This is a genomic window from Pseudomonas sp. B23(2017) (genome assembly GCF_002113725.1).
Lineage (GTDB): Bacteria > Pseudomonadota > Gammaproteobacteria > Pseudomonadales > Pseudomonadaceae > Aquipseudomonas > Aquipseudomonas putida_Z.
In genome coordinates, this window is record NZ_NEJM01000018.1 from 1 (window position 1) to 16,988 (window position 16,988).

15 protein-coding genes are annotated in these 16,988 nt (G+C 62.3%); 2 read left to right on the plus strand and 13 right to left on the minus strand.

Annotated features, from left to right (window positions below; genetic code table 11):
* Nucleotides 1–883: 883 nt before the first annotated feature.
* From msrQ to mrcB, 9 genes are all read right to left on the minus strand, one after another.
* Nucleotides 884–1,495, minus strand: a complete 612-nt coding sequence (msrQ, locus tag CAG46_RS23790; RefSeq protein WP_085617890.1) for a protein-methionine-sulfoxide reductase heme-binding subunit MsrQ — start codon at nt 1,493–1,495, stop codon at nt 884–886.
* Nucleotides 1,495–2,508: a protein-methionine-sulfoxide reductase catalytic subunit MsrP gene (msrP, locus tag CAG46_RS23795; protein ID WP_085617892.1), complete on the minus strand. Its 1,014-nt coding sequence runs from the start codon at nt 2,506–2,508 to the stop codon at nt 1,495–1,497. Before msrP ends, msrQ begins: the two co-directional genes overlap by 1 nt.
* 79 nt (nt 2,509–2,587) lie before the next feature.
* Nucleotides 2,588–3,439 carry a CDP-diacylglycerol--serine O-phosphatidyltransferase gene (gene pssA / locus CAG46_RS23800; RefSeq protein ID WP_003250045.1) on the minus strand — a complete coding sequence of 284 codons (852 nt, stop codon included), beginning with the start codon at nt 3,437–3,439 and terminating at the stop codon, nt 2,588–2,590.
* Between the two features lie 150 nt (nt 3,440–3,589).
* Entirely contained in the window at nt 3,590–4,606 is a 1,017-nt protein-coding gene (gene ilvC / locus CAG46_RS23805; RefSeq protein WP_013974255.1) for a ketol-acid reductoisomerase, read from the minus strand.
* Between the two features lie 55 nt (nt 4,607–4,661).
* Nucleotides 4,662–5,153, minus strand: coding sequence for an acetolactate synthase small subunit (ilvN, locus tag CAG46_RS23810; RefSeq protein ID WP_003250040.1), 492 nt, complete (start codon nt 5,151–5,153; stop codon nt 4,662–4,664).
* Nucleotide 5,154: 1 nt separating this feature from the next.
* On the minus strand, nt 5,155–6,879 hold the full coding sequence (locus tag CAG46_RS23815) for an acetolactate synthase 3 large subunit (protein ID WP_015271834.1): 1,725 nt from the start codon (nt 6,877–6,879) through the stop codon (nt 5,155–5,157).
* Between the two features lie 408 nt (nt 6,880–7,287).
* A complete protein-coding gene (locus CAG46_RS23820) occupies nt 7,288–7,620 on the minus strand; it encodes a YqcC family protein (protein WP_025340674.1) in 333 nt (110 codons plus the stop codon).
* A complete protein-coding gene (locus CAG46_RS23825; protein ID WP_038408278.1) occupies nt 7,620–8,438 on the minus strand; it encodes a M48 family metallopeptidase in 819 nt (272 codons plus the stop codon). Before CAG46_RS23825 ends, CAG46_RS23820 begins: the two co-directional genes overlap by 1 nt.
* Before the next feature lie 15 nt (nt 8,439–8,453).
* Complete coding sequence (gene mrcB / locus CAG46_RS23830) at nt 8,454–10,775, minus strand: penicillin-binding protein 1B (RefSeq protein WP_085591736.1); 2,322 nt, start codon at nt 10,773–10,775, stop codon at nt 8,454–8,456.
* 116 nt (nt 10,776–10,891) lie between these two features.
* Here mrcB and CAG46_RS23835 point away from each other — a divergent pair, with 116 nt between their 5' ends.
* Nucleotides 10,892–12,454, plus strand: a complete 1,563-nt coding sequence (locus CAG46_RS23835) for a bifunctional aminoglycoside phosphotransferase/ATP-binding protein (RefSeq protein ID WP_085617894.1) — start codon at nt 10,892–10,894, stop codon at nt 12,452–12,454.
* A 240-nt stretch (nt 12,455–12,694) separates the two neighbouring features.
* Nucleotides 12,695–12,973, plus strand: a complete 279-nt coding sequence (locus tag CAG46_RS23840; protein WP_013974260.1) for a TfoX/Sxy family protein — start codon at nt 12,695–12,697, stop codon at nt 12,971–12,973.
* A 180-nt stretch (nt 12,974–13,153) separates the two neighbouring features.
* On the opposite strand, the gene CAG46_RS23845 is transcribed toward CAG46_RS23840, so the two are convergent.
* The 4 genes from CAG46_RS23845 to CAG46_RS23860 all read right to left on the minus strand — a co-directional run bounded on the left by CAG46_RS23845 (nt 13,154) and on the right by CAG46_RS23860 (nt 16,888).
* Nucleotides 13,154–14,035, minus strand: coding sequence for a ChaN family lipoprotein (locus tag CAG46_RS23845; RefSeq protein ID WP_085617897.1), 882 nt, complete (start codon nt 14,033–14,035; stop codon nt 13,154–13,156).
* Nucleotides 14,036–14,202: 167 nt separating this feature from the next.
* Nucleotides 14,203–14,970 (minus strand): heme ABC transporter ATP-binding protein, encoded by a 768-nt coding sequence (locus CAG46_RS23850; protein WP_085591731.1) that lies wholly within the window; start codon nt 14,968–14,970, stop codon nt 14,203–14,205.
* Complete coding sequence (locus tag CAG46_RS23855; RefSeq protein WP_176240857.1) at nt 14,970–15,953, minus strand: iron ABC transporter permease; 984 nt, start codon at nt 15,951–15,953, stop codon at nt 14,970–14,972. The genes CAG46_RS23850 and CAG46_RS23855 overlap by 1 nt, the downstream gene beginning before the upstream one ends.
* A 50-nt stretch (nt 15,954–16,003) precedes the next feature.
* Nucleotides 16,004–16,888: a hemin ABC transporter substrate-binding protein gene (locus tag CAG46_RS23860; RefSeq protein WP_085617901.1), complete on the minus strand. Its 885-nt coding sequence runs from the start codon at nt 16,886–16,888 to the stop codon at nt 16,004–16,006.
* Nucleotides 16,889–16,988: the final 100 nt, after the last annotated feature.

Sequence of the window (16,988 nt, forward strand, 5' to 3'; positions counted from 1 at the left end):
TAAGAAACCCTAAACTTGGCTCAGCAATCTCAAATGACTATGTGATTTCTCGCATGGCCACTTGTGATGCTGATAATCTTTGTGACTATCAGTCCGTACTCACAAGCACCCACACGAATTGCTTGATTCGATTTGTTAAAGAGCGTTTGGTTAAGAGCTTTTCGTCTCAACCGAGGCGCGCATTCTACGCTTTCCTCATTTGCTGTCAAGCGTTTATTTTGAAGTTTTTTGCGAGAAACTCGTTTAGCTTCAAACACTTGACTCGCTGCGATCTCTCGTAGCGGGAGGCGAATCATACAGCGTTTAGAAGCGCTGTCAACCATCATCTCAACCGCTGGCGATCATTCGATCGTAGCCCTTCCAACTTCGCTTCAACTATCTAACTCATTGAATCTCAAGGAGTTTGTCGTTTCGGCGTCGCTGGAAGTGGGGCGCATTATAAGGGGATTCGAGAGGGCGTCAACCTTTAATTTCATTTATTTGAAATGTTCCAGGCGAAGACCTTATCAAGGCCACCAGGTGCTCGCCGCAACACCTTCTGCGCCTATGAGATCGAGCGCCGCCCGCGCGGCGCTTCGCGGGGCAAGCCCGCTCCCACATTTGTTGCAACGTGGCCATGCCTGTGAGGGCATGGTTGTCAGCCTTGTTGGCATGGCTGGATCTCGTGGGCATTGATGCCGCCCCACCTGCTTCAAGACGAGCACGAAGGCGGGCAACCATGGCCCGACAGGTTCGGCACGTTGCAACAAATGTGGGAGCGGGCTTGCCCCGCGAAGCGCCGCGCGGGCGGCGCTCGATCTCACAGGCGCCAGAAACCCCAAGACAGATACATCTCAAAGCCAATGCCATCCCAAGACAGGCCCCTGGCTGCCCCACCCCACTCTCAAACCACCCTCCCCTGCCTCCGTCCAACCCTTGGCAGCACCCGCGAAACCGCGGGAACTCGCAACACCATCAACACAGCCCCAATGACCGCATAGATTGCCCACTCCCGCAGATCCGAGCGCACGATCCACAAGAAATGCAGCAACCCCAACCCAAGTATCACGTACACCAACCGGTGCAGCTTCTTCCAACGCGCACCCAACCGCCGCTGGCTATACCGATTCGAGGTAACCGCCAGGGCCAGCAGCCCAAGAAACCCAAGCGCACCCACAATAATGTAAGGCCGCTTGCGCAACTCAACCGTCAACTGCCCCCAGTCCAGCCCAAGGATAAAGAACAGGTAAGCCAGGAAGTGCAGCACGATATAGGCAAACACCCACAACCCCAGTTGCCGGCGCACCACGATCCAGCCCGACCATCCCGTCAGCTTCTGCAGCGGCGTCATGCCCAAGGTAACCAGCAGGAAGGTCAGCGCCCCGAGCCCAAGCCGGTCCATCAGGATCTTTCCAGGGTCAGGCCCTAACAGATTCATCGCCGCCTCATACAACCACCAGACCGGGAACAGGCACCCCACGATGAAGATGGCCAGACGAAACCAGGGGTAACGCATCAATAGTTCTTCCGCAGATCAAGCCCGGTATACAGCGACGCCACTTCATCGGCATAGCCATTGAACATCTGGGTTTCCCGCACATTGGGACTGAACAGCCCGCTGGGCAGCCGCCGTTCACGCGCCTGGCTCCAACGGGGGTGGTCGACCGTCGGGTTCACATTGGCATAGAACCCATATTCATCCGGCGCCAGCCCTTCCCAGGTGGTGCCCGGTTGCTCGGCCACCAGGCTGATACGCACGATCGACTTGATGCTCTTGAAGCCATACTTCCACGGCACCACCAGCCGCAACGGCGCGCCATTCTGGTTGGGCAGCTCCCGGCCATACATGCCGACCGCCAGGATCGCCAAAGGATGCATCGCCTCATCCAGACGCAAGCCTTCTCTATAAGGCCAGTCGATCAAGGCGAACCCCGAACGCTGCCCCGGCATGTGCTCCGGGTCTTTCAGGGTTTCGAAGCGCACATAGCGCGCCTTGGACGTCGGCTCGACCTGCTTGAGCAACTGCGCCAACGGGAAGCCCAGCCACGGAATGACCATCGACCACGCCTCGACGCAACGCAGCCGGTAGATGCGCTCCTCAAGCTGGTACGGCTTGACGAAGTCTTCCAGTGCATAGCGCCCGGGCTTGCCCACTTCGCCATCGACCACAACGCTCCACGGTTCGGTTTTCAGGCTGTCGCCATTGGCCGCCGGGTCACCCTTGTCGGGCCCGAACTCGTAGAAGTTGTTGTAGTGGGTGGCATCTTTGAACGGCGTGATTGCCTCACCCTTTACCGTTACTGCCTGCCATCGAGTGGCCGCGAGCTTTTCACTGAACCAGCCAGGCGCCCTGCCCGCCTCGACATCGGCGTAACGGCTGGCTTCAGTTGCGCGCGCCATGCTCGGCAAGGCACCCAAGGCCAGGCCGGCCAACGAGCCACCCAGCAGGGTACGACGGGAGAGGTAGATGCCTTCGGGGGTGATCTCCGACGCCTTGCACTCGGAAGACCTGGGTAGCTTGATGAGCATGAGCGGCTCCACAGCACTGGATAACGGATGTACCAGTAAGACTATGGAGCCGGCGGGTTATTCCTGCATTAAATGATTGTCACGCTTTACGACGGCGTGCCTTGAGCAGGAACTGGATCGGCCCCGAAGCCGCATAGGCGAGGAAGATCAGCAGCAAGATACGCGGCGGGTCACTGAACACCACGGCAAACACCAGCACCACGGCCAGGATAGCCACGAACGGTACACGGCCCTTGAGGTCCAGCTCCTTGAAGCTGTTGTACTTGATGTTGCTGACCATCAGCATGCCGGCAGCAGCCACCAGCAGCGCCACCAGGAACGACAGCTTGGAGCCCTGGATGCCGTAGTCGCTGAACGCCCACACGGTACCCGCGACCACGCCCGCGGCAGCCGGGCTGGCCAGGCCGATGAAGTAGCGCTTGTCGGCGGTGCCGACCTGGGTATTGAAGCGTGCCAGGCGCAGTGCTGCACCGGCCACATAGATGAAGGCGACCATCCAGCCGACCTTGCCCATGTCGCCCAGCGCCCAGCCAAAGGCCAGCAAGGCCGGAGCCACACCGAAGGCGACCATGTCCGACAGCGAGTCGTACTCGGCACCAAAGGCGCTCTGGGTGTTGGTCATGCGCGCGACACGGCCATCGAGGCCGTCGAGCACCATGGCCACGAAGATGGCGATGGCAGCGAAGGCAAAGTACTTGCTCGCCTCGCGCGGGTCACCGGCGCTCAGGGCGCTCTGCGCGCTCATCGAGCTGATGATGGAATAGAAACCGGCAAACAGGTTGGCGGTGGTAAACAGGTTGGGCAGCAGGTAGATGCCGCGATGGCGCACCTTGCGCCCTTCGGCGTCATGCCCTTCTTCAACGTGCTCATCGACAGGTAGCAGGCTTTCGGCGTCGGAGGGCTTGTTCGGCTCTTCGGGACGTTCGCTCATGGAGGGTACCTTGCAACAGGATGGAAAATGTTCGACACGGGCCTGCAAAACAGGTTCTGACGGCAGGCCACTGGTCTGCTTTATACCAGAAGCTGACTGTCAGAACGAAAAAACGCGGCCGAAGCCGCGTTTTTCATCTTTCGATAAGACTTAGTTCTTGGTCTTGTCGACGATTTTGTTAGCCGAAATCCACGGCATCATCGAGCGCAGTTGCTCGCCGATGATTTCGATGCCGTGAGCGGCGTTGTTGCGGCGCTTGGCGGTCATCGATGGGTAGTTGGTAGCACCTTCGGAGATGAACATCTTCGCGTACTCGCCGTCCTGGATGCGCTTCAGGGCGTTGCGCATGGCCTTGCGGGATTCTTCGTTGATGACTTCCGGACCGGTTACGTACTCACCGTACTCGGCGTTGTTGGAGATGGAGTAGTTCATGTTGGCGATGCCGCCTTCGTACATGAGGTCAACGATCAGCTTCAGTTCGTGCAGGCACTCGAAGTAGGCCATTTCCGGCGCGTAGCCAGCTTCGACCAGGGTTTCGAAACCGGCCTTGACCAGCTCTACGGTACCGCCGCACAGAACAGCCTGCTCACCGAACAGGTCGGTTTCGGTCTCGTCCTTGAAGGTGGTTTCGATGATGCCGGTACGGCCGCCGCCTACGCCCGAAGCGTACGACAGGGCAACATTCTTGGCGTTGCCGGAGGCGTCCTGGTAGATGGCGATCAGGTCAGGGATACCGCCGCCCTTGACGAACTCGGAGCGAACGGTGTGGCCCGGGGCCTTCGGCGCGATCATGATCACGTCGAGGTCGGCACGTGGAACAACCTGGTTGTAGTGGATCGAGAAGCCATGGGAGAAGGCCAGGGTAGCGCCCTTCTTGATGTTCGGCTCGATTTCCTGCTTGTACAGTTGGCCCTGGAACTCGTCCGGGGTCAGGATCATGACCAGGTCGGCAGCAGCGACGGCAGAGGCAACGTCGGTCACTTTCAGGCCATGGGCTTCTGCCTTGGCAACGGTGGCCGAACCTTTACGCAGACCGATGGTGACATCTACACCGGAGTCCTTCAGGTTGCACGCCTGAGCGTGGCCCTGGGAACCGTAACCGATGATGGCGACTTTCTTACCCTGGATGATGGAAAGGTCGCAGTCTTTATCGTAGAAAACTTTCATGAAAATACCCCTGGTTATATCTCGGCCCCTGCGGAGCCATCGCTAATTTTTGAATTTAGATGCTGAGCACTTTGTCGCCACGGGCAATGCCGGTAACGCCGCTGCGCACGGTTTCGAGAATCGATGCAGTGCCGATCGCCTGGATGAAGCTGTCCAGTTTGTCGCTGGTGCCGCTCAGCTGCACGGTGTACACGCTGGCGGTCACATCGACGATCTGGCCACGGAAGATATCCGTGGTGCGCTTGATCTCGGCGCGCTGGGCACCGGTGGCCTTGACCTTGACCAGCATCAGTTCACGCTCGATGTGAGCGCTTTCCGACAGGTCGACGAGCTTGACCACTTCGACCAGCTTGTTCAGGTTCTTGGTGATCTGTTCGATCACTTCGTCATGGCCAACGGTGGTCAGCGTCAGACGCGACAGGGTCGGGTCTTCGGTCGGCGCCACGGTCAGGCTTTCAATGTTGTAGTTACGCTGGGAGAACAGGCCGACCACGCGGGACAACGCACCTGGTTCGTTTTCCAGCAGCAGGGAGATGATGTGCCGCATATCAGGTACGCTCCGTCTTGCTCAGCCACATGTCACGCATCGAGCCATCCTTGATCTGCATCGGATAGACGTGCTCACTGCGGTCAACTGCGATGTCGATGAACACCAGGCGGTCCTTCATCGCAAACGCTTCTTCCAGCTTCGGCTTGAGGTCCTTCAGGCTGGTGATGCGGATACCCACATGGCCATAGGCCTCGGCCAGCTTGATGAAGTCAGGCAGCGACTCGACGTACGAGTGCGAGTGACGACCGTTGTAGGCCATGTCCTGCCACTGGCGGACCATGCCCAACACACCGTTGTTCAGGTTGACGATCTTCACCGGCAGGCCGTACTGCATGCAGGTGGACAGCTCCTGGATGTTCATCTGGATGCTGCCTTCGCCGGTCACGCAGGCCACGTCCTGGTCCGGGAAGTTGAGCTTGACGCCCATCGCAGCCGGGAAGCCGAAGCCCATGGTGCCCAGGCCACCGGAGTTGATCCAGCGGTTCGGCTTGTTGAAGCGGTAGTACTGCGCCGCGAACATCTGGTGCTGGCCCACGTCGGAGGTGACGAAGGCATCGCCATTGGTCACTTCGCACAGGGTCTCGATGACTTTCTGCGGCTTGATGACATTGCCGTCACCCTTGTCGTAAGGGAACAGCTCGCCATTGCCACGCCATTCGTCGATCTGCTTCCACCAGGCATCCAGCGCCGCCTTGTCAGGCTGCTCGCCGATTTCCTTGAGGATGCCGAGCATTTCGCTGAGCACGCTGTCGACCGGGCCGACGATCGGCACGTCGGCCTTGATCATCTTGGAGATCGACGCCGGGTCGATGTCGATATGGATGATCTTGGCGTTCGGGCAGAACTTGGCCGGGCCGTTGACCACGCGGTCGTCAAAACGGGCACCGACGGCGAAGATGACGTCGGCATGGTGCATGGCCATGTTGGCAGTGAAGCTGCCGTGCATGCCGAGCATGCCGAGGAACTGACGGTCGGTACCCGGGAAGCCACCCAGACCCATCAGGGTATTGGTGACCGGCAGGTTCAGCGACTTGGCGATTTCGGTCAGGGCTTCGGAGCCACCACCGAGGATCACGCCGCCACCGGAGTAGACGATCGGGCGCTTGGCCGCCAGCAGCATCTCGGCAGCCTTGCGGATCTGGCCGGAGTGGCCGCGTACCGCCGGGCTGTAGGAGCGCAGCTTGACCTTTTTCGGGTAGACGTATTCGAACTTCTCGGCCGGGTTGGTCATATCTTTTGGAATGTCGACCACGACCGGACCTGGGCGACCGGATTGCGCCAGGTAGAATGCTTTTTTCAGAACTTCGGGGATTTCGCTGGCATGTTTGATCATGAAGCTGTGCTTCACGATCGGCCGCGAAATACCGATCATGTCGGTTTCCTGGAAGGCATCGGTACCCACCATGGTGCTAGGCACCTGGCCGGACAGGATGACCATCGGAATCGAGTCCATGTAGGCGGTGGCAATACCGGTAATGGCATTGGTCGCGCCCGGGCCGGAGGTTACCAGCACCACGCCGGCCTTGCCGGTGGCGCGGGCGTAACCGTCCGCCATATGGGTAGCTGCCTGCTCATGACGAACCAGGATGTGCTCGACTTCCGGTTCCTTGAACAGCGCGTCGTAAACATGCAGGAGAGCACCACCAGGGTACCCGTAGATGTGCTTAACGCCTTCGTCACGCAAGAAGCGGACGACCATCTCAGCGCCAGATAAAAGCTCCACGTTGTTCACCTCTAAAACGCCAGAATACCGTCCTCACTGGACGGGTCTTAATAGGTTTACTGCCAAGCAGAGCATGAGCGAACGTCAGCACTGACTGAGCAAGTATTGGGAGCGCCCCAGAGTGTTGCGGGGTTTTCCCACCCAGCGCGAGGTAACGCGTTGCGGGGTGTAACAGGTCGGCGCGGGTGTGCGCCTCATGATCTGCTTAGCGGGTCTGCTTCTGGCAGTCCCTCTACAGCGGAGATTGGATTCTTCTGATTCGGCGCCAACAAGTCAAGAAAAATTATTGCCAATTTTTCCCCAAGATGAATTCCTGCCACCACTAAAAATCGCTTCAGCAGCAGAATAAATAAGATTTCCACAAAAAAGGGCCACAATCTGCGGCCCTTGAAGGAAAAACTGAAGAAATCAGGCGGAAGGAGCAATCAATTGGTCAAATGCTGCCAACAGGCGGCGTAGCTCACGACTTTGCTCTGGCCGGTCGGTAAACACGGTTTCGGCCATGACCAGGATGCCGGAGGCGTTGGGCAACGGGTGGCCTAGCTCGATGATGATCTTCATGCGCGGCAGGAAGATCCATTGCAGCCACTGCTCGAAACTGAGGGTATCGACAGCGAAAGGCACCGTACTGGCCAGTGCCTCGTCGCTTGGCGGCTCGTCATCCCACCAGCCTTGCACCTGCAGCTCACGCTCGATCAGCAGCAGGTGGTCGGCAATATCCAGAATGCGCTGTTCGATCATCACGAATTGACCCGTGCCTTCTGCCGGGCCAGTGCGGCGCCGGCGTTATCACCCTGCTTCTCGCGGGCCTGGGCGATGGTGTTCCACAGCTCGGCCTGCAGGCTCGGGCGGCCATTGGCGTAAGTCAGGGCACGACGCGCCAGTTGCTCGGCCTGCGGCGCATCACCTTGCGACAGGCGTACCTGGGCCAGGCGGTACAGCACCTGCGGCTCGCGCGGGGCAATGCGCTGGGCACGCTCCAGGCTCGAGGCGGCACCGTTGAAGTCGCCACTGCCCTGCTGGGTCTTCGCGGTGGTCAGCAGCGCCAGCACCGGGCCGTCCAGCTGCTCGTCGGCCGACAGGCCACCTGCAGCGGCACTGCTACGCGGGATACCGGTTGGCGCACTGGTGGTTTGCGGGGCACTGTTCATCGCCGCGATGTCGAAGGGTTCGTCGGCGATCGGGTTGGGGTTGGTGGTCATCGGTGCCGAAGTGACCGGCCCTGTGGTAATCGGGCCTGGGGTGATTGGCCCCGGGGTAATCGGCGAGGTGCTGATCGGCGCCGCGCCATTGGCCGCCGGGAACGTCTGGATGCCCGAAGCGCCAGCGCCCTGCGGGATCATCACGGTGACGCCGGAGTCTTCAGGCAGCGTTTGCGCCTGCGCGGTGCCCGCGTTGTAGCCACCCGCAGAGCGGTTGGCCGTCACGCGTTCGCTGTTGGACACGCGAGTGCTCGAGTCGACCACCGGAATATTGCCGCGCGGGACGCTGGCGCACCCCTGGAGCACAGCCAGCGCCGTCACGGCAGGAAACAGCCACTTGTTCACGTCACACCTCATCAATGCAGCCTGTGCTTAATTCATCCAGCCCTTGACCCAGTCCATGACCGATTCAACTGGATCCTGCTCGCCGCCACAGGTCGCGCCGGCGGGCGGTTCACTGCCGCGAATATACGGCATCTGCACCGCTCCCGGACAGCTGCCATCAGACCCATGGCCACTGTACGGGTCGATCCAGGCCTGCACCACGTTGTCCGGTTGCGGCATGTCCAGCGGTAGCGGGTCGGCCTTTTTCATGAAGCTGGTCCACACCTGCAGGGCACCTGTGGCACCGGTAAATGGCGTCTTGCCGTTATCGTCACGGCCCATCCATACCACGGCCAGCAGGTCCTGGCTGAAACCGGAGAACCAGCTGTCGCGCGAATCGTTACTGGTACCGGTCTTGCCCGCCAGGGTGAGATTACGCGGCAAAGTGTTGTACACCGAGCGGCCGGTGCCTTCGCGCATCACCCGCTGCATGGCGTTCTGCACCAGGTAGATGGCCCCCGGGTCGAAGGTTTGCTGGATCTGGAACGGGTAGCGCTTGAGCGGCTCGCCCTCGGCGGTGAGCACGCTGCGGATACCGCGCATCGGGGTGTTGAAGCCGCCGTTGGCGATGGTCTGGTACATGGTCGCGACCTGCATCGGCGACATGCCGCCGGCACCCAGCAGCATGGCCGGGAAGGCTGGCCAGTCGACATTCACACCCAGCCTGCCAATGGTCTTGATCACGTTGGGCACGCCCACATCCAGGCCGATCTTGGCAGTCGACAGGTTGTAGGAGTTGGCCAGCCCCTGGTACAGGTAGATGGTGCCATGCGGGCGGCGGTCGTAGTTTTGCGGGCGCCAGACCTGGCCGTCGGCACCTTTGACCGAGAACGGCTCGTCCTGAACCAGGCTGGTCAGGGTGTACCTGGTCGGTTGCTCCAGCGCGGTCAGGTAAACCGCCGGCTTGACCAGCGAGCCGATCGGCCGCACGGCATCGATGGCGCGGTTGAAGCCGGCGAAACCGGCCTGGCGGCTGCCGATCAGCGCCTGCACTTCACCGGTTTCCGGGTTGGTCACGACCATCGCCGACTCCACCTCGTCCGCCCCCTTGCGGCCCGCCAGGCGCTTGAAGGTCTCGCTCATCGAGGTTTCGGCCTTCATCTGCAGGATCGGGTCGAAGCTGGTGAAGATGCGCAGACCTTCTTCGGTCAAGTCTTCATCGCGGTAGTCCTGGCGCAACTGGCGCTTGACCAGGTCGAGGAATGCCGGGAACGAGCTGTCGGCCAGGCTGCCACGCTTGGTCACGCCCAGCGGCATCTTCTTCGCTGCATCGACTTCTGCCTGGCTGGCCACGCCCTGCTCGGCCACCAGGTCGAGTACCAGGTTGCGGCGGGCCAGGGCGCGGTCCGGATAGCGACGTGGGTTGTAGTAGGACGGCCCCTTGACCATGCCCACCAGCAAGGCGATCTGGTGCAGTTTCAGCTCCGACAGCGGTTGGCTGAAGAAGAACTGGCTGGCGAGGCCGAAGCCGTGCACCGCACGCTGGCCATCCTGGCCGACGAACACCTCGTTGAGGTAGGCTTCGAGGATCTCGCGCTTGTCGTAGTGCAGCTCCAGCAGTACGGCCATCATCGCCTCGGTCAGCTTGCGGCTGAGGCTGCGCTCGCTGGTGAGGTAGAAATTCTTCACCAGCTGCTGGGTCAGGGTACTGCCACCCTGGCGCATGGAACCTGCCGAGGTGTTGACCCACATGGCCCGGGCGATGGACTTGGGCGACACCCCGAAGTGGCTGTAGAAATCGCGGTCTTCCGTCGCCACCAGGGTTTCGAGCAGGTACGGGGGTACCTGGTCGATCTTGATCAGGATGCGGTCTTCGAGGTTTTTCGGGTAGATGCCGCCGATCATCAGCGGCTCCAGGCGCACTACGTCGAGCGTCTTGCCGTTGGCGCCGGAAAGGCCCGCCACATAATCGCCGGAGAAGCGCACACGCACGAACTGCGCCGGCTCCATGCCCTCGTAGAACTGGAAGCCACGGGTATTGAGCTCGACGGTGTTGCCGTTGACTGCCGCCGCGCCCGGGCCGTTGGCCGCGCTTTCACGCCGGTAGCCGAGCGCGTCCAGCTCGGTGAGGAAGTCGTTCTTGCTCAGCTTCTGGCCGGAGAACAGCTCCAGCGGCCGGGCATACACCTTGGCCGGGATGGTCCAGCGCTTGCCGGAAAACTTTTCCTGGACGACAGCATCGAGGTAAACCGCGAAGCCGGCAACGATCACCAGGCCGACCAGGCTGAGCTTCAAAGCCCAGCCCAGCCAGGCGCGGGAGCGGCCGGTCGGGCGTTTCTGAGGGGTACGGGGATTTCGGGTTCGGGTCATGGCGGCGGATTATACGCACTTTATAAAGGCTGGGCAGACGCCCCCGGCGGTAGGCAGGGACGGCACCATTGACCATAATGGCGCATTCGAATTCCCTGCCCCCGGAAGGATTTCCCGTGAGCCAAGCCCTTATCACTGCGTTGCAGAACCCCGCCCTGTACCCTCACCCCGTGGATGGGTTCCAGCTCATCGAGACGCATATCTCCTGGGTCCTGCTCACTGGCGAGTATGCCTACAAGATCAAGAAGCCGATGAACTTCGGCTTCCTCGACTTCACCGGCCTGGACCAGCGCCAGCATTTCTGTAACGAAGAATTGCGCCTGAACCAGCGCCTGACCGACGGCCTGTACCTGGAAGTGTTGCCGATCACCGGTAGCGTCGACGCGCCGCAGATCGGTGGTGAAGGCGAAGCCATCGAGTACGTGCTGAAGATGCGCCAGTTCCCCCAGGGGCAGATGCTCAATACCCTGCAGGCCAATGGCGAGCTGAACGCCGCGCACATCGACCAGATGGCCCGGCAGATCGCCGAGTTCCACCTGCAGGCCCCACGCGTTCCAGTGGAGCACCCGCTCGGCACGCCGGACAGCGTGATGGCGCCGGTGGAACAGAACTTCGAGCAGATTCGCCCGTTCCTCAGCGACAAGGCCGACCTGCAGCAACTCGACGCCCTGCAGGCTTGGGCACGCAGCAGCTTCGAGCGCCTGCATGGCCTGCTGGAAAAGCGCAAGGCCAATGGTTTCATCCGTGAATGCCACGGTGACATCCACCTGGGCAACGCCACCCTGATCGACGGCAAGGTGGTGATCTTCGACTGCATCGAGTTCAACGAACCGTTCCGTCTGACCGACGTGTATGCCGACACCGGCTTCCTGGCCATGGACCTGGAAGACCGCGGCCTGAAATGCCTGGCCCGCCGCTTCATCAGCCAGTACCTGGAACTGACCGGCGACTACGAAGGCCTGGAACTGCTCAACTTCTACAAAGCCTACCGCGCGCTGGTGCGGGCCAAGGTTGCACTGTTCAGCATGCCAGCCGATGCCGATGGCGTGCAGCGCGCCACCACCCTGCGCACCTACCGCAACTATGCCAACCTGGCAGAAAGCTACAGCGCCATCCCGTCGCGCCTGCTGGCCATTACCCACGGTGTTTCGGCAGTGGGCAAAAGCCACGTCGCCATGCGCATGGTCGAGGCCCTGGGTGCGGTCCGCGTGCGTTCGGATGTGGAGCGCAAACGCCTGTTCGGCGACCAGCAGCAGGCTGACGCTGGCCAGCTAAGTACCGGCATCTATGACCAGGACGCCAGTGTCGCGACCTACCAGCGCCTGCACGAGGTGGCGGCGACCGTGCTGCGAGCCGGCTTCCCGGTAGTGCTGGATGCCACCTACCTCAAGCGTGATCAGCGCCAGGCCGCGGCGGACATCGCCAGCCAGACCGGCGTGCCATTCCTGATCCTCGACTGCCATGCACCGGATGCGGTCATCGCCAGCTGGCTGGAGCAGCGCCGGGCAGAAAACACCGACCCGTCAGATGCCACCCTGGAAGTGGTCAAGGCCCAGCAGGCCAGCCGTGAGCCGCTGAGTGCACAAGAGCTGGTGCAGAGCACCCGCGTCGATACCCAGAGTGCCGGGAGCATGGACCAGGTGATCGAGCAGATTCGCCAGCGCTTGCCTGGGCTGTAAGGTCAGCGTTTTCCTGGGCCGGCCTCTTCGCGAGCTTGCCCGCTCCCACAGGTACTGCGTCAGTCGTGAGGCTTGCAGATAACCTTGTGGGAGCGGGCAAGCCCGCGAAGAGGCCAGTGCAGGACATCTCGTCGCCCCCTATGGCAAAAGGCCGCGCATTTCCCATCCCCCGCTACACTCCTCTCTGACCTGCTCGCGATTTATCCCCCAATCCCCGTTCAGCCATCGCAAGGAGGCTCGATGAACGATGAATTGCAGCATCTGAAGAACCTTGGCAAGACCTCTGCGCAGTGGCTGCATGCAGCCGGCATCCACAGTGCATCGGATCTGCGCCGCCTGGGCGCGGTGGGTGCGTACCAGGCCGTGAAGACACGAGGGTTCCGCGCATCGAAGGTGCTGTTGTATGCCATTGAAGGCGCCCTGCTGGACATGCACTGGAACGATTTGCCGCTGGAGCGCAAAGAAGCGCTCAACCAACAACTGGATGCGAAAAGCCCCGCGCAAAAAAATCAGAAATAATTTCAGGAAGGGGATTGACGACGAAATGAGAATCGTTATGATTATCACAACTGGTCGCGAGACTGGTTGGATAAGCTAAGAGCCCCTGGTTCGGACTCTCAGATTATCTCCTCATCAGGCTAATCACGGTTATTGACCCGGCAATTTGCCGGGTCTTTTTTTTGCCTCTTTGCAGCCCTGTCACCGCAGTTGCGCGCAATAGTCCTGCTCCGGCATCGCTGCCGTGTACCAAACAAAATCAGCCTCGCCTGCCTCGACCTGCTCACCGACCTCTGCCAACAGCAGTACCTTGCTCTCCCCCTGCGCTTGCAGGTCAGCCAGGTGCAACGGCACACCCAGGTCCTTGCGCACGTGATAAGCCCCAGCCAGTAGCAGTGCCGGCTGCGGCGCCGCCAGCAAGCGCTCGGCCATGCGCCGGTCGCGCTGCTGCTGCACGGCCAGCATCGCCGGCAACTGGCTTTCTGGCAGCATCCCGCAATGCCCGGCACGCACATGCTCCAGCAAGGCGGCCTTGACCATCGGCGCATTGGAGCGTTCGCCCGGTAACGAAGCTGGCTGTCGATAGGCCTGGCGCATCTCGCCGGGCGAGAGGTTGGCGGCCAGCACAGGCATCCGCTGCTGCAAAGCCTCAGTCACGATTGGCCCGTACAGCTGCCAATCCCAGCCGTCCTGCCATGCCAGGGCCTTGGGCAGGTCTACCGGCAAAGGTCGCCCCGCAAGCTTGTCCAGCAGCGGTTGCTGCTCGGGCTGCAGCATTTCCAGCAGCAGGCTGCCCTGCACACGTTGGCCTTGCAGGGCGCGCAGCAGCCACAGCTGCAGTGCGTGATGGTCGGGGTTGTCGTGCTTCTCGCCGACCAGCACCCGGGGGGCGGCAGACAGGCGCTGCACCAGTTGCTCAGGGCTGATCAGCTGGCCATTGGCAAGATCGACGATATGCCCCAGCTCGGCATGGCTGCGCCCCTCACTGCTCTGCCAGGCGGGCAGCGGTGGCAGGCTGGCCTGGCAGCCACCCAGTACCAGCACCAGGCACAGCGAGAAAGCGGACAGCAGCGGATGTCGCATGGGCAGTACCTCCATTCATGGCCTGCACGAGCCCTTGTAGGAGCGGCCTTGTGTCGCGAAAGGGCCGCAAAGCGGCCCCAGATTTTCAGCAGTGATGCACAAATTGCCGGGGCTGCTCTGCAGCCCTTTCGCGACACAAGGCCGCTCCTACAAAGATCGCGCCAGCGTTAGCGAGTGATGATCAGCGGATGCCCACGCTCCGGGTGCGCCTGTACCAGTACATCGATCCCATATACCGCCTTCAACGCCGCCGGCGTCAGCACTGCTTCGGGGGCGGCAAAGGCATGGCAGCGCCCCTGCTCCAGCAGCAGGATACGGTCACAGTAGCGCGCCGCCAGGTTCAGGTCATGCAGGATCACCAGCACCGCGGCGCCACGGTCGGCAAAGCGGCGCACGGCTTCCAGGGTGGTGTGCTGGTGCAACGGGTCGAGCATCGAGGTTGGCTCGTCGAGCAGCAGCGTGCTACCCGCCTCGCCCGGCCACAGCTGCGCCAGTACCCGAGCCAGGTGCACCCGTTGCCGCTCGCCGCCAGACAACGCCAGGTAACTGCGCTCCACCAGGTGCCAGGCATCCGCCGCCCGCAAGGCCGCTTCGACGATTTCCGCATCGCGCCGCTGCCCGGTGCCATGGGGCATGCGCCCCATGCCCACCACTTCCTCGACCCGGAACGAGAACCCCAGGCTAGACACCTGCGGCAACACCGCCAGGCGCCTGGCCCGTTCCTGCCCGGCCCAGTTGGCCAGCGGCCTGCCCTGTAGCGTCACCCATCCGCGATCAGGCGCCAGCTCACCACACAGTACACCCAGCAGGCTGCTCTTGCCGGCACCGTTGGGGCCGAGCACGCCCACCACCTGCCCCGGGCTCAGCTGCAAATGAATGTCATGCAGCACTTCGTTGCTGCCCCGCCGCAAGTACAGGCCCTCGGCTTGCAACATCAGCTGCGCCCTCGTATCAGCAGGAACAGGAAAAACGGTGCACCGATAAAGGCCGTGACGATACCGATCGGCAGCTCGGCAGGCGCCAGCAGCAGCCGCGCCGCCAAATCGGCGAACAGCATCAGCACACCGCCCGCCAACAACGAAGCTGGCAGCACCACACGGTGATCAGGCCCGGCCAGCAAGCGCACCAGGTGCGGTACCACCAGGCCGATGAAACCGATCAACCCGGCAGCCGCCACCGCCGCACCCACGCCCAGCGCCGTGCAGAACACCAGCTCGCGCTTGAGCCGCTCCACATCGATGCCCAGGTGGCGCGCCTCCGACTCACCCAGCAGCATGGCATTCAACGCCTTGGCCCGGCGTGGCAGCCACACTGCCACGCCCGCAGCCACCAGCAGCAACGGCCACAGCCGCTGGTAACTGGCACCATTGAGGCTGCCCAGGTTCCAGAACGTCAGCGTGCGCAGCGTGGCGTCGTCGGCCAGGTAGGAGAACAGCCCCACGGCAGCACCGCCCAACGCGGTCATGGCCACACCGGCCAGCAGCATCGTGGCGACGTTGGTCTGGCCGTCGCGCCGCCCCAGACGATAGACCAGCGCAGTCACGCCCAGCCCGCCGATGAAAGCACACAGCGACAAAAGGTAAGGGGCAAGCACCTCCGGCATGCCGCCCAGCCAACTGCCGCCAACGATGGCCACCGCCGCGCCCACCGCCGCCCCGGCGGCAACCCCTACCAGCCCGGGGTCGGCCAGCGGGTTACGGAACAGCCCCTGCATGGCCACACCGGACAACGCCAGCACCGCGCCCACCGCCAACCCCAGCAAGGTGCGCGGCAGGCGGATCTGGCCGAGGATCATCTCGGCCTGCTGCAGGCCATCAGCGGCAATGGGCAGCCCCAGCAGGCGCAGGCCGGCACGCAGGGTATCGAACAGCGGCAGGCTGACCGGCCCCAGGGCCAAAGACAACCACACCGCCAACAGGCACAACAGGCTCAGGCAAACGAACAGCGTGCGTGGCTGGACCCGCTGTTTCATTGGGCGAGGCCGGCCTTGGCAGCCGGATAGAAGGTGGCCGCAAGCAACTGCAGTGTTGCCGGCAGGCGTGGCCCGAGCCCGCCGACCAACAGCGTCGGGTCAAGCGATACCAGGCGTTTCTCGCGCACAGCGCGCGAGGCCGCCAGCGCGGGGTTTTCTTTGAGCAACGCCTGCAAGGCCTGCTCATCGGCCAGCGCCCGGTCGGAAAACACGATCACATCCGGGTCCAGCGCCGCCAGTGCTTCGCTGGAGAAATTCTTGTAGCCCTGATGTTCTGCCAGGTTGCGCCCGCCTGCCTGGCTCAGCAGCCAGTCACCGGCGGTACCCTGCCCGGCGATCAGCGGCTTGGCCCCGGCATGCCCGACCAGCAGCAACACCCCTGGCGCCTTCTGCTCCGCCTGGGCCTGCCTGACCTTGGCCTGCAAGGCATCGAGCTGCTGGTGGTAGCCTGACGTCAGGACTGCGGCCTGCTGTTCTGCGCCCAGCAACTGCCCCAGGTGCTTGAGGTTTTCATCCACCGCCGCCAGTTCGGCCTTGCTGGAGAACAGTTCGACCCGCACGCCAGCCTTGCGGATTTGCGCCAATACCGGCGGCGGCCCCATTTCCTCGGTGCCCACCAGCACATCCGGGCGCAGGCTGAGAATGCCTTCCGCAGACAGCTGCCGCTGGTAGCCGACACTGGGCAGTGACTTCAGCGATGGCGGATGCTGGCTGGTGGTGTCCACACCCACCAACCGCGCTTCACCACCCAGCGCGCTGATCCATTCGCTCAGTGCCCCACCAGCGCTGACCCAACGCTGCGGCAGCTCGGCCGCCGGGGCCTGGGTGGAGAGCACAAGGTTCGCGCACAGGGCGAGCAAGGCGACGGGACGGCGCATCATCGGGTTCCTTCTGCAGGCGGGCCGCGCGCCTTGTGGCGGGCGACGGAACTGCGCACCATAAGCAGCCGGGCGCAGCGAATGCGGGCAATTTGATAATTAT

Excerpts from the sequence above, each read along its gene's own strand:
- ilvN (WP_003250040.1), bottom strand. The coding sequence starts at position 5,153 with ATGCGGCACATCATCTCCCTGCTGCTGGAAAACGAACCAGGTGCGTTG.
- CAG46_RS23850 (WP_085591731.1), bottom strand. The coding sequence starts at position 14,970 with ATGTTGCAAGCCGAGGGCCTGTACTTGCGGCGGGGCAGCAACGAAGTG.
- msrP (WP_085617892.1), bottom strand. The coding sequence starts at position 2,508 with ATGCTCATCAAGCTACCCAGGTCTTCCGAGTGCAAGGCGTCGGAGATC.
- msrQ (WP_085617890.1), bottom strand. The coding sequence starts at position 1,495 with ATGCGTTACCCCTGGTTTCGTCTGGCCATCTTCATCGTGGGGTGCCTG.
- CAG46_RS23840 (WP_013974260.1), top strand. The coding sequence starts at position 12,695 with ATGAACGATGAATTGCAGCATCTGAAGAACCTTGGCAAGACCTCTGCG.
- CAG46_RS23825 (WP_038408278.1), bottom strand. The coding sequence starts at position 8,438 with ATGAGGTGTGACGTGAACAAGTGGCTGTTTCCTGCCGTGACGGCGCTG.
- pssA (WP_003250045.1), bottom strand. The coding sequence starts at position 3,439 with ATGAGCGAACGTCCCGAAGAGCCGAACAAGCCCTCCGACGCCGAAAGC.
- ilvC (WP_013974255.1), bottom strand. The coding sequence starts at position 4,606 with ATGAAAGTTTTCTACGATAAAGACTGCGACCTTTCCATCATCCAGGGT.
- CAG46_RS23860 (WP_085617901.1), bottom strand. The coding sequence starts at position 16,888 with ATGATGCGCCGTCCCGTCGCCTTGCTCGCCCTGTGCGCGAACCTTGTG.
- CAG46_RS23820 (WP_025340674.1), bottom strand. The coding sequence starts at position 7,620 with ATGATCGAACAGCGCATTCTGGATATTGCCGACCACCTGCTGCTGATC.
- CAG46_RS23845 (WP_085617897.1), bottom strand. The coding sequence starts at position 14,035 with ATGCGACATCCGCTGCTGTCCGCTTTCTCGCTGTGCCTGGTGCTGGTA.
- mrcB (WP_085591736.1), bottom strand. The coding sequence starts at position 10,775 with ATGACCCGAACCCGAAATCCCCGTACCCCTCAGAAACGCCCGACCGGC.